Origin of the sequence: Roseisolibacter sp. H3M3-2 (assembly GCF_029211165.1) — a bacterium.
GTDB lineage: Bacteria > Gemmatimonadota > Gemmatimonadetes > Gemmatimonadales > Gemmatimonadaceae > Roseisolibacter.
On sequence record NZ_JARGEK010000001.1, the window covers coordinates 38,769 to 51,081 of the forward strand.

The following is a 12,313-nucleotide window of genomic DNA, read 5'->3' on the forward strand; positions in this document are numbered from 1 at the left end:
GGAAGAACCCGCAGGGCTCACATTTGCGGTCGACATTACCGCTCCCACGGCATGCCGCGCTCGCCTTGCACACGACCGCGTGCTAACGCCCGAGTCGCGACTACGAAGTAACGCGCGGCGCGGAGGATGACTGGGCAGTTGAGCAGCCCGTCGATGAGTTCTTGCTCGCGGGCGTCAGAGCTGCCGTCGATGTTCCGCTGAGCGTCCACTAGCGCGCGTGCTTGGGCTGGGCTGGCGGCAAGACGCAGCGCGTAGGCGGCGAGCGCGTCGAGGTTCGGAGTTCGGACAAATGGGCGGAGTGCATCCACGAGCGCGCGCTCGGCGTCAACGGTAGAGGCTTCGGCGCTCGGTACAACCCGCTCAGCCAGCATGACGCCTACGGCACGCTCATCGGGCCGGCTTGTGATAAGGCCGCGCATTAGATCGGCTACAGCCTGGGGTCCGCGGTTCCGTAGAATCTCCTCTGCTTCCGCCCAGCGCTCTCCGCCGACGACACTCGCCAGTCGACCGGCCAACGCTTCGACTGCGGCCACCCGACGCACTTCCGCCAGGGAACTCCCCGCAAGGCGAGCCCGCTCCCACAGCGCCGCCTTTCGTGCGAGTGCCGCGAGCGCGGACGCCTCCCGAGCAGGCGTGGGTACGTTTGGCCGAACGCCGGACAGCGCGGCTAGGCTGTTGACGCGCTGTGGCGGCACGACGACGGTGGCCACCTCCAGGCGCCCCGATCGCGCGATGATGAGCGCCCCACCGTCGCTGATTGCTACTCCGTCCAGGGCGGCTGTGGGCTCAACACGCTGCTCTAACGACGGTGCGGCGCATGGGACGAGACAAATGGCGAGGTCGGCGCACCCTTGTGAGTCGATCAGGACTGCCCGGTGGCCATTTCCGCGGATAGCCCACCGCAATGGGGTGAAGTCCCGCTCCGCTGTCACGCGCCCGCGACCGAGCGAACCTGCGTCGAGCTCCAGCACGCAAGTCTGCGCGTCATCGTACTTCGACTCAGCAGCTTTCCGCACTGCGGCGAACTGCCGGCGCCAAGCGTCGCTGTCACACGGCGAAGGGAGCGAGAGCGACCACCTAGCCTCCTGCCCTCCGGCTGCGCGGAGCACAACGCAGCCCTTGATAGATGTGGCACCTGGCGCAGCCACGTGGATCTCGATCCGGTCTTCCCAGACGTCTTCCAATGACGGCGATTCGGGCAGCACCGCGAACGAGAGCGCTCCTCCTTGCCCCGCGGTGGCGCTGCGCGGTTCCCGAACTACGCAGAGCAGCTCTCCACGCAGTCCTGGGCGCGCGCGCACGCTCCCCGAAATCGAGGTGCTCCCCCCCGTGTCGTCATCGCCCGTCGCTGCCTCGATGACGATCCGGTAGGTTCCGGGCTGCAAGGCCGGGAGTTGAACGAACATCGGTGTTCCGGGGGACGTGTCTGTGGCGCAGACCACGTCTGGCTTGCCGGTGCCGTCGACGGTGAACGTCAGCGACGTGAGGCGGTGATCTGATCGCACACCGAGGATTACGGGGTGGCCGGCGACCCACACGGCGTTTCCATCACCGCTCCAGTCAGGAATCGGCAGGCCCGCGGGCCACACATCGAGCGTCTGCGCGACTTCAAGCCGCAGGACGCTGGACAACAGCTCGACTAGGACATCAGGGACATCCGTGGGCACGTCGATGCGGAGACCATATATACCGGCGCACGCGACCTGTACTGCCCGGAGCCCAAGTCCCGCGGGCGGGTTCCGCGTCTCCGCCGTCTGGAGCAGCAGGTACGATGCGCCGGCGCGGAGGACACGCGTGGCGAGTTCGCGCGCCTGCCCGTCACTCCCGATCGAGAAGAGCCAGCTCTCCCTAGCTTCGATTCGGAAGCTGGCGTGCAGTACGGCATTCAGTTCCGGTGGCGCGCCATCGAACGAGAGCAACTGCGTGTCCGGTAACGGCCACGCTGCGAGGGTGACAGTCGGCGCGGCGTCGCGGACGATCCTGCCGGTAGCGAGGACAGGGCCGGTCGCCCCCGCCACGCGCCCTTGGCTGCGTGCGAGCACGTTCCGCGTTCGAGGTGATGTCGCAGCTACGTGAGCCAGATTGGGGAACTGCAGTCGGACTTGCCATTTATTCAGCGATTCCTCACGGAGGAGGAGACGCGGGCGAGGGAGAGCCTCGGCGTCCTCGGCGATCGAGGGCGGCCGGCCACCGTGTGGCGTGGACTCGTTCGTCCGCCCCCGCAGGGGGATACTCGACAATCCGCGCACGCGGAAGCGTGCGGCCGATCGAGCGTCCGCAAGCCATTGGCGCGCGTCGCGCTCGCGGTTGAGGTCCCCCACAATTCGCGCAAGCGTGTCCGTGTGGAGGACTGCCGCCCCACCGAGGGTATCCCCGCTGTCCTGCAGCAAGAGGGCGAGCGCTATCTGTCCCACGAGTATCGTGTTTTCCGCGAACTGGCGGAAACGCGACGAGTAGCCTAAGCACCGCGCCTGCAGATGCCGGCCGAGCGCCTCCGCGGACGAGAAGGTCTCGGCGCGGAAGCTCATGCTCGCGTCGTAAAGCAACTCGGCGAGCTGACGCTGCAGGTCTCGCGGGAGAATCCCGTGTGTGATTGGCCAGGCGATGATGTTGAACTGGTCCGCCCAGTCGCCATGCGGTTCCGCTCCGTGATAAGTCGCGGCGAACGCGGTGAAGCGCGAGCGGATCCGGCCCCGCCATTCCTGCTGCCATCCAGGTGTCTTCGACTCAAACGTCTGCCAATACTCGAACCCGGAGTAGTCGTAGCCGATCTCCACCGCGTACACGATCCAGGGCAGCGGCACGTCGCGCGTCGGCCCAATCACCGCGCACTCGCGTACGTCGCGCATGAGCGTATCGCGATCACTTTCATGGAGACCATGCTCGAGCGCGAACACCGGCCAACCCGAGTCGCGCCGCGTGCCTGCGAGCCGGCCGAAATGCCCGGCGAGGCGCTCCTGCCACGCCTGTAGCCGCACTCGCGGATCGGCCGCTAGGAAACGCCCGTCTCGTGCTCCGTTGTCGGGTGCAGGCTCGCTCACGGCTGCACCGAGGGAGAGGGCGATCTGGCCCGCTGTCACATCCCGCGCCTCAGACATCACGTTGAGGGGTGGTGCCCAGTTGGCAGCGCCCACTTGCTTTCTGAAATGGGAACCGGTCATTCATGTCGCTCCGGCTTTCGATGGGGCGCCTGTCCTCGACCGGCGAGGTCGCGCGGCCGGGGTCCCGAACTACCGAAGCGTACGACCAGGGACTGACAATGCGGCTCCTTCGCGGGAGGGCAGGACGGGCTCCGAGCTGATTGTGCACAGCCGCGCCGTTCACCGTCCCTCCTAGGACTCGAATAGGTCGGCCATGTCCCGCGAGCCTTCGGTTCCGTCCCCTCGCGGTGGGAGAACGACTCGGGCCCCGTGTGTCAGAGGGAGCGACAGGGAGTGCTCTGCGATTGCGCGGAGGACCTCAGGACGCTGCACGCGTGGCGTAAGCCAGCGATCGCGCCAGTAGGCTGCGATCGCTTCAGCCGCGGCTCCAGCCGGCGCCTGCGGGAGCAGATACTTGGGTCGCTTCGCCTTTCCGAGGAGCACCTCTCGAAAGTTGCTGGCCAGCGGAACGCCGTAGATCAGCCGGGGACTGCCATGCTGTAGCAGAGCCTCCGACGGCAGCCCGACACTATCGAGCGCGCCGCGCACCTTCCGGAGCTTCGGGTTGACCCCCTCGCCGAAAATGCTGTTCACTTGGCGTCCGCGACGTGCACTTGCCGCGACGGCCTCAAGCTCCGCCATCGTCTCGCGCGAGAAGTGATATGATCCGTAGCCCGCGGTGCGGCCGAGGCGGATGAACTCGACGTCGTCCGAGGCGCCTACTCTGCTCGCGGGTATCCGGATGCGGTTGTATTGACTTGAAGCCACACCGAACAGGCTCGTGGTCCCGAGAAGCACCAGGTTGGGACGGCGCCGGATGGCTCGGGCGGCCATAGCGGAGGCGATCACGCTGCACGCACTCTTGTACCGCTGCGCGTACGCGGCGACGACCTCTGGGCTCGTCATCAGCATCGAGACGAGTTTCCCCCCGAGCAGTGCGTTATAGGGCGCAACCGCGCCGCAGACGGTGATGTCTAGCATGTCGATGCCAACATGGGCCGCGCGTACATGCCGCAGCACAGTTTGCACGGCTCGACGCCCCAACGGCTTGGCCAGGGCTGACTTCAGAGCTTTCTTCGACGGCTCATCGAACCCTGATGCTGCCAGCCTGATACGCACTTCAAGCAGGTCCGCGAGCGCAGCTGCTCGCTTGGATCTGAAGAGGTGCGTGAGAGCTTGGCGCTGCCAGTGTGCGTCGTCGCTCTCCGACTTGGACACCGGCTGCTTTCGACGCGCGCTTGTGGTGCTCCCTGTCCTGTCTCCGGCTGTCTTGTGCTGTGCGGCCTGTCCATACAGACGGTGGGTGCTCCGTGCGACACGAGACGCCGCGCGCAGCCGTTCGACGGACTTCACCGTCGGCGCACGCAATTCCGACCGACTCACGACTTCGTCGCGCACGAGGTCCACTGTGTAGATCCCCGCGAGGAGCTCAGCGAGCGCATCGTTCAGCCAGCGTGCCCACTGTCCCGACGGACGCTCTTGCATCTCAGAGAGGAATGCGTCGCTACTCCAGCCAATCCAGCGGTCGCGCTCCGACATCTGCACGATAGAGCTGCCGAGCGCGGCGATGCCGATCACCGGGTGCTCCGGCACTGCACGATCTCGGATCAAGACGTACATCTTTCGACCCGGGGTGCTGTTGTACGTCGTCGTCCACGTATGGCGGAAGTAGCGCCAGACGTCCATGAGCCTGAGACCCGTGACGTGATCGACGGCGTCCGGCTCCACGACCTGGACGTACGGTTGCACGCATGCGGCGAGGGCGGCCTGGCGCGCGTCGGGTGTGTCGGAGGCTGCCGCGGCGACCAGTTGGTCGCGCAGTGCTCGTCCATCCCGCATCAGTGTGAAGATCGACTGCCAGCCGTCTCGCGTGGGCCGGCGCCGCTCCATGTCCTGAATGAACCGTCGCGTCGCTGGCTGTGCGAGCTGACTGTCGCGCTCAACGAGATGCGCGGCTCGGACGCGAGTTTTCTCTTCGGAAGGCGAAGCCGCCGCGTTCGGCGGCGCAGCATAGATCCCGGGCGCGCTCACCTTGAGCAGCCAGCCCTGTCCCACGAGGTCACACAGCACCGACGAGCAGACGCGTACCGCTTGTGCTTCGCTCGGAAGCAGCGCTGAATCTTCGACCGCTGCGAGCAGACGCGACCTGGCCGTGGTGATAGCCCTTGCGTCACCGACGGTTTGGGCAGCCCGAAGCCAGCGCGCACCTGCGCGAAGCATTCGTACGCCGTCCGCACCGCAGCTGAGCGACCCATCGAGTCGCACCCAGGCGGCATCCCGACCAATACCGGATTGCTGCGTTGAGGACGCAGCCCCGCGCTCTCTCTCAGCGGCCTGGCGCTGTAACAGCGTGGCGGATTGCGGAGCAGGCGCGGAAAGGGAGGTAACAGGATGTGGCGCTGTCATGTGCGGCCACTCAAGTACGCGGCGAGAGCATCGCTCCAGGCTTCGAGAAACTGCTCAGCCGCGTCAGGAGTGGACCCCGGTTCCGGCCTCGCGTGCGGAGTTGCGAACGATGTAGGGCGCGTCGCGACCTCCGCACGGGCTGCGGCGAGAAGAATGAAGTCGAAAAGCTCGCGAGACCCGGCGCCTGTGCTGGTCACTGCACCGTACAGCGGATGCTCGCTGTTGAGTGTGACTTCCAATTCTCCCTTCTCCAACGCCGTGACAAAGAATCGCGCCGATGTGAGCGGTGCGTGGCGAATGCGATAGCGGCGGATCCGCCGATCGGATGTTGGAAGAAATGGCTCCCGTTCGTTCGCGATCTTGACCGCCCGCATCGCTAAGATTGGAGACGGGCCCGGCGATGCCGACTTCTGAGCAGTGACTCTCGCGTTCTCGCCGGTTGAGACTCGGACGAACTCTCGACGAACGAGTACGTTCAGCGTGCGCGCGATCCGCTCGAGATCGGCCTCGAGCGCGTCCTGCAGGAGAGGGTGCGGGGTAATCCCTTGCTTGCTGTGCGTCACGCCGAAGTATTCGTCCAGTTCGGGTTCAAAACGCACCTCACAGCGCCACCAGTCATCGTAGTTCTCTCGGCGCTTGCCACCCATAAGGTGCCACCCAAAGTCCACCTCCCGCCCCGCACGCACCACGGAGACGCCCGCGCCGCCGATGACCCCCAGCTCGCGCCTGACCTCAAGTGGCAGGGGCGCCCACTGGCGAATCGGGAGGACGGTGAATCGCACACGAACAACTGACGTGCGTGATGGAGATGAGGGAACCTTGAACTCGTAGCGGAGCTCCTCTCCGTACTGCGTAGCAGGGCCGTGTTTCTCCGCCACGCTTCCCCAGTCCATCAGCGGATTGGTCGCCGGGACTTCTGCACCGTCGACAAGCAGCTTCGTGCCGTTTCGAATAGCATGGCGATAGGTCCTTCCGAGCGCGCCAATGAGCTTGGTGCGCACAGTGGACGCCTTGCGAAAAGGCAGCCGGTCGCACTGAGGCCACAACACGAAGGTGCCGCTGGCAGGCATACCATACCCCGTAACCGCAAGCGCGCTGGGTACCCACTGAGGGACTGCGCACGTAGCCGGTGCCGGCACCTCGCGCATGGTGCCGCGTGCGATCTCGTGCACGTCGAGGTAGCTGTACAGGGCACGCTTCCCATCGCGCCACGAGTAGAGCTCGATCCGCCCAGACTGGCTTACGGAGCTGTTGGGAAGACCCATCCCGAAACGACCAGCGCCACTTCGGTCGTTGAATCGGTCTGACCCGCCGAACTGCAGCGCGGTGCGAAGGGCCGCGGCCGTCATGCCAGAACCGTTATCGAGGACCGCGATAGATACACGCCGCCTGGACGTTCCCGTCACGGCATCCGCGTCGAGTGCCTCACGCACGAAAATGTGTATCGTCGTGGCACCTGCCTGGAGCGCGTTGTCGATCAGTTCCGCTACCGCCGTCGAGATACTGCGATAGCCCGTATCGCGGGTTGCGAGGATGAACTGTTGATCGGCAACCAGCGGGAAAGGTCGCCGACGACCTGACGAGGGTGTAATCGCGCGCGCAGCACTCATGTCGGGCTCCTCGCATCGGACTGCCTGGCCCCGCCTAGCTCGTTAGTGCGAGCAGTCCGTAGGTGTGAGACTGAAGCTCCGGTTTCAGCGTCGTCGCTTAGTGCGACGCGCAAATCCCGTTGCAAGTCGGCTGCGGCCGAAGCGTCGACCATACCGGCTCGTCGCGCTTCTTCCACTGCATGTGCGAGGAGCATCCCGTCTAAGCGCGCGGCGATGCAATCCCGGATCGTACGAGTGGCCGTAGTAATCGGCATGCCCTCGAACCGACCTATGTCCGAAGGCGTCAACTCCCCGCGATGCACGACGAGGTACTCGGGGACGTCTCGCTGGATTCGGAAGTCCGCGGCGACCGTGATGTGCACTTTCGCCGAGTCGCCCCCGGCCAGCTTGTGGAGAGCGAGCGCCGTCCCGTGCGAGAGAACACCCGGTCGCTCATACGGCCAGAGCGTGGCCTCCATGTACGATCCGAGTGGCTGCGCTGGGAAGTCCACAAGGCGGTACACCCCTCGGCTAACGCGCTCCAGTGCCCCGCGGCGTGTCATCATGACCAGCGTCATCGGGCGCACACCGATGGCGGCGGCTTGGGCGGTCGTCACGTAGCCCATCTGGTCCCGGGCAAGACCGAATAGGGCACGGTAGGCGGAAGACGGCATCGCTTGGTGTATAACAATCCGTTATAAAACGTGCCGCCTGAGGTCCCACAGCATAGCGCTCTGTTATAAATCAAGCAATACGCTGGAGTCCGCTAAGTGTCGTCCTCCTCTGCAGCCGAGGGCCATGCGGGGAGGATGGTTCCGAAGATGGCCTGCGGCGGCCACATACTGGGTGGCCGCCACAACCGCGATGCGGGCCGGGCGCGGGACGGGTCGACTCACCTCGGCGGCCAATGCCGGCCCGGCGGCGAGCGTCAGTCGAGAGCGTCCGCCGCGTTCGAAGAACAGGCCGAGCATGGTGTGCACTTCGCCGGCTAGCCTAGAGCGGCACGACCAGCGGCTCGCGTTTGCGCTACCCCGGCGCTTCACCGGCCCGGTTCGCTCACGTCTCCATTTCTGTGCAACGCATTCGGCGAGATGAACGCCGATCAACGAATGGAGAGAGCGCTCTCCCTAGGGCCAACTCTCCATCCGCGGCCAACCTAGACCAACGCAGTCCAGCAGAGCCCAAATGGAGAGCGGCACTTCGGCGCCGCTCGCGGTCCGCGAATGGAGAACGGCTAAGTCGTTGGGCTGCAACGTCCTCTCTGGCGCGTCCACTCCAGCGGTCGTTCGACCGGGCGCCACTCTCCATTCCTGATGCTCCTCAGGGGCGCTCGGTGGCCTCCGTCTCGACGACCGGGACCGAGGGAGCCGAGATGATCGGGCCCGCTGACGTCACTGACTCGAAGGGGTCGGCCACGAACGCGAGCATGCGGCGCCGGCTGTACTGCCACTGCGCGCCCGGGAGCTTGACGCCGCCCCACTCCGGCACGATCAGGCAGGCACGCACACGCCAGGCTCGTTCAACGCGCGGATCGTCGAAGGTGGGGACGGTACTCCGCGCGCCGGTCGTTCGGTCGAGGACCAACTCGAGTGCCCGACGCCGGTGCTCGAAGGTGCTCGGTGCGTCGCCGAGGATGGTGCGCGCCTCGCTCGCGTCGATGGCGTCCGCGGAGGCGGTCGCGAGGGATGGGGAGGACGGGAAGTCGGTCATGTGCCGAGCGTAGATGCGCCTGCGGGCTCGGCTCCACCCCGCTCCTTCACACTCAGGGCGGTTGCAAGCGGCCACGAACCGGCGAGAGCATGTCCGGAGCCGCCGCTCCCGGGACCCCGGCCCGCATGGCGGGGAGAGGCTGCCCGCGCGAGCGGCGCCCTTGACGGTGACGCTACGCACGTGATCCTGAACGTGAATCGGACGTGTGCGCGGCGTAATCGACGGGGGGCGCGTGGTCCGGCTGGTTCATGCTCCTTCGCAGTAACGACCTGGCGACCACCCCATCCGGCACTGCATGACATAGTTCGTGGTGCGTCTCGTAACAGCAGTGGCCGCGAGACCGGCCTCCTTTGGCTACTCAAATGCGCGAGCTGGCCGCAACGGGCCGCCGTGGCGCCGTGCGCCCAGCCTAGCCGCCCGGCCCCGCGCCGCTCGCGCCGCCGGCCTCTCGGCGATCCGGTGGTCATCCGGCCCCGCAGCGGGACGGAGTAGCCGGCGGCGAGGAACGCGGCCGCCGAGCGGCACCGGCGCGTCTCGCGCGCACCACACGAGGGCCGGACAGGCTCTCGCGGCCGAACCGCGCTGCGGCCGGAATCCGGCTGCCTTACCCGAGACTGCCCAGCAGCCGGAGATCCGCGGCGTCGCCGCTCTCGGCGGTGTAGTGCGCCGCCACCGCCGCCAAGAGGGGTAGGAGCGCCGAGTGGAAAGCGCCGGCAGCCTCGCCGTAGGTGAGGCGACACCGCACGCGTACGAGCGTGGAGCCACGGCCCTCAGCCGCGGCGCGGGCTATCGGGTCGCGTGCTGCCGACTCCTCGATTACGCGAGCACCCGGCGTCGGCTGGGGCGCGAAGAACCGAGGGAGGCCCCCCTCGCCCGCCTCCACCTGCCGGAGATAGTCCTCATACCAGAAGGACGGAACGTAGACTGCGCAATCGAGGGGGCGGGTCCAGGGGAACGCCGCGAGGGCGGACAGCGAGGTGGCGCCGCGCCAGGCGATGGAGCAGGACTCCGCTGACGCGGCTCCCGCTTCCGAGGCGCGCGGTCGATAGGGCAGGATCGGGGTCAGCCCCGCGCCGGTGCCGGCGCTATGCGAGCTGGCGAGCACCGCGGCCGGGACCGCCACGCCCCCCCGCGCGATGGCGCCGCCGACGTCCGGGCACTCGGGCGCCGGCGCCGCGGCGCCTATCGTGCCCGGAGAGACTTCGATCCGTCCGGACTCCGAGACCTCGGAGAACGGGAGGCCGGTGAGGAGTGTGTTGAGCACCACGTCCCCCTTGGGGTACCACCGCCCGTCGTACCAGCACGCCGGCACGTCCGGCACGCCGGCGCGTGCGGCCAGCGCCGGCCAGGCCTCGTAGAGGGCCGTCGGCGACAGCGTGCGCCACCGGCACCGGCCGAGCACCTGGACGGTCAGCCGAACATCGAGAAACGGGAAGTAGGGGGCGAGGAACGGGACGTAGGAGGCCCAAGCGCCCGACAAGCTGGCGGCTGGGGTACCGAGGGGGGGTGCAGGGGCACCGGAGGTGGGCTGCTCGTGCTGATCTGCGGGCATCGTCCGGGAAGGCTGGAGGGCACGCCGAACCGTCATGGGTCCGGGGGACGGCGCCAGCCTAGGTGGATTCGCCGCAGCGCGCTGCCGCCGGGGCTCGCGGGCGCTCGGCAGTTGACGGCAGGCCGAGTCCGCACACCGCTGGCTCCTCGCGCGGGTCACCCGAGCGGTCGGTTCTGCCTGCCGCGCGATCCCTAACCTGCGTCCGTGTCGAGCCACTCCCGGGCGCCAGCGCGCGCGAAGCGAGTGAACACCTCGCCCTCTCGGGTCGGCCACGAATGCGAGCAAGCGCCTCCGGCTGTACTGCCACTGCGCCACGGAGCTTGATCCGTCCCCACTCTGCCACGACGAGGCAGGCGCGCGCACGCCAGGCTCGCTCAGCCTTCTAGTTCTTGAACTCAGGGACGGTACTCCGCGCGCCGGTCGTCCGATCGAGGACCAACTCGAGTGCCCGACGACGGTGCTCGAAGGTACTCGGCGCGTCCCGGAGGATGGCGCGGGCGTCGCTCGCGTCGATGGGGTCTGCGGGAGCGGGCCGGGACGCAGGGGACGAGAGAGTGCTGCTCGTGTCACGAGCGTAGGCACACTCGCAGGCTCGGCTCCACTCCCTGCCGATTCAACCGGTCGTCGCACACCTCTTCAGACCAGCAGGGCTAGCAGGTCTCATTGAACGGGCCCGCCACTCGGATCACGGGCAGCGGTGCCAGCGGCTCGGTCGCCCCGCGTCGGCGGCCGGGCCGTTCGCAGGCACCGTACGAGTCGCAGATACTCTGAGGCGCATTCTCGTGCTTGCTGCTGCAGGTCAATGACATGCCCAGCCCGCGATCCTATCCGGGGTTCTGCTCGGAGCCTGTGAGCGTGCGGTCCCCCAGGACATCCTCCACGTACAGCATGCGGACGAGCACGAGCCCGACTGCGGTGAGCGGCGCGGCCAGGGCGATCCCCAGGACACCCGCGGCGGCCCCCAGGAGCACCTGCACCGTGAGCGTCAGCGCGGGTGGTAGGCTCACCGTGCGGCGCTCGAGGTACGGGGTGATCAAGTAGCTCTCCACCACCTGCACCCCGAGGTAGAGCAGCACCACCCAGAACGCCAGGCGGGGGCCCTGCACGAGCGCGAGCAGCACGGCGGGGACAGCCGAGACGATCGGCCCGATGTTCGGGACGAAGGTGAGCAGGGCCGCGATGAGGCCCAGTGAGAACACGAGCGGGACGCCGAGGAGGTAGAGTCCAACCCCGGTGCCGACGCCGATCACGAACATCGACACGACCTTCGCCAGCAGCCACCAGCGAAGCGCGCGCCCGACCTCGTCCATCACGACGCGCGCCCGTTCGCGATGGCGCGGCGGAACGAGCCGCACCACGCCTCGCACGTAGAGCCCCGGCTCGACGGCGAGGAAGAGGCCGGTGAACAGGATGATGAGCCCCGTCGAGAGCAGGGCGAGGAGGCGAGCCGCGAAGTCACGGGCGCGACCGGCCAGCGCCTGCTGGTCCCCGACCACTTCCGCCATGGTCGGGACGCCGTCCAGGAGCCGCGGTCCCCAGGGGTACTGCGCGACGCGATCACGCAGCGCGTCGAGCGCCCGGGGCAGCGAGTCGCGCAAGGCGTCGACCTCGGTGACGACCGCCGGTCCCCTCAAAGACACGGCGACTGCGATGGTGCCACCCAGCAGCACGAGCACCAGGAAGAGCGCGACTCGATAGGGAAGCCGCGCACGCTGATGGAGGAGCGCCGCGGGCGTCGAGAGCAGCACGGCGACCAGCACGCCGGCGAAGGCGAGGAGCAACGCTCGGTGCGCGAACCAGACGAGCAGCAGCACGCCCGCTACCGCCGCGAGCACCCCCGCGATCACGAGCGCGCGCTGGGAGAGGGGCACCCCATTTGGCAGGCCGCCGGAGGGGATCGGTCGTCCCATCGTCCG

6 protein-coding genes are annotated in these 12,313 nt (G+C 67.6%); all 6 read right to left on the bottom strand.

Annotated features, from left to right (window positions below):
* Positions 1 to 35: 35 nt before the first annotated feature.
* On the bottom strand, positions 36 to 3,161 hold the full coding sequence (locus tag PYV61_RS00170; RefSeq protein ID WP_275827032.1) for a hypothetical protein: 3,126 nt from the start codon (positions 3,159 to 3,161) through the stop codon (positions 36 to 38).
* 171 nt (positions 3,162 to 3,332) lie between these two features.
* Complete coding sequence (locus PYV61_RS00175) at positions 3,333 to 5,210, bottom strand: Druantia anti-phage system protein DruA (RefSeq protein ID WP_275827034.1); 1,878 nt, start codon at positions 5,208 to 5,210, stop codon at positions 3,333 to 3,335.
* A 332-nt stretch (positions 5,211 to 5,542) separates the two neighbouring features.
* Positions 5,543 to 7,156 (bottom strand): ATP-binding protein, encoded by a 1,614-nt coding sequence (locus tag PYV61_RS00180; RefSeq protein ID WP_275827036.1) that lies wholly within the window; start codon positions 7,154 to 7,156, stop codon positions 5,543 to 5,545.
* Between the two features lie 1,299 nt (positions 7,157 to 8,455).
* Positions 8,456 to 8,845: a hypothetical protein gene (locus tag PYV61_RS00185; RefSeq protein ID WP_275827039.1), complete on the bottom strand. Its 390-nt coding sequence runs from the start codon at positions 8,843 to 8,845 to the stop codon at positions 8,456 to 8,458.
* Between the two features lie 604 nt (positions 8,846 to 9,449).
* On the bottom strand, positions 9,450 to 10,325 hold the full coding sequence (locus tag PYV61_RS00190; RefSeq protein WP_275827041.1) for a hypothetical protein: 876 nt from the start codon (positions 10,323 to 10,325) through the stop codon (positions 9,450 to 9,452).
* Positions 10,326 to 11,221: 896 nt separating this feature from the next.
* Positions 11,222 to 12,307, bottom strand: a complete 1,086-nt coding sequence (locus PYV61_RS00195) for an AI-2E family transporter (protein ID WP_275827043.1) — start codon at positions 12,305 to 12,307, stop codon at positions 11,222 to 11,224.
* Between the last annotated feature and the right edge of the window lie 6 nt (positions 12,308 to 12,313).

Bases quoted from the DNA above. Each gene is read 5' to 3' on its own strand.
- PYV61_RS00195 (WP_275827043.1), bottom strand. From the start codon at position 12,307: ATGGGACGACCGATCCCCTCCGGCGGCCTGCCAAATGGGGTGCCCCTC.
- PYV61_RS00180 (WP_275827036.1), bottom strand. From the start codon at position 7,156: ATGAGTGCTGCGCGCGCGATTACACCCTCGTCAGGTCGTCGGCGACCT.
- PYV61_RS00185 (WP_275827039.1), bottom strand. From the start codon at position 8,845: ATGACCGACTTCCCGTCCTCCCCATCCCTCGCGACCGCCTCCGCGGAC.
- PYV61_RS00170 (WP_275827032.1), bottom strand. From the start codon at position 3,161: ATGACCGGTTCCCATTTCAGAAAGCAAGTGGGCGCTGCCAACTGGGCA.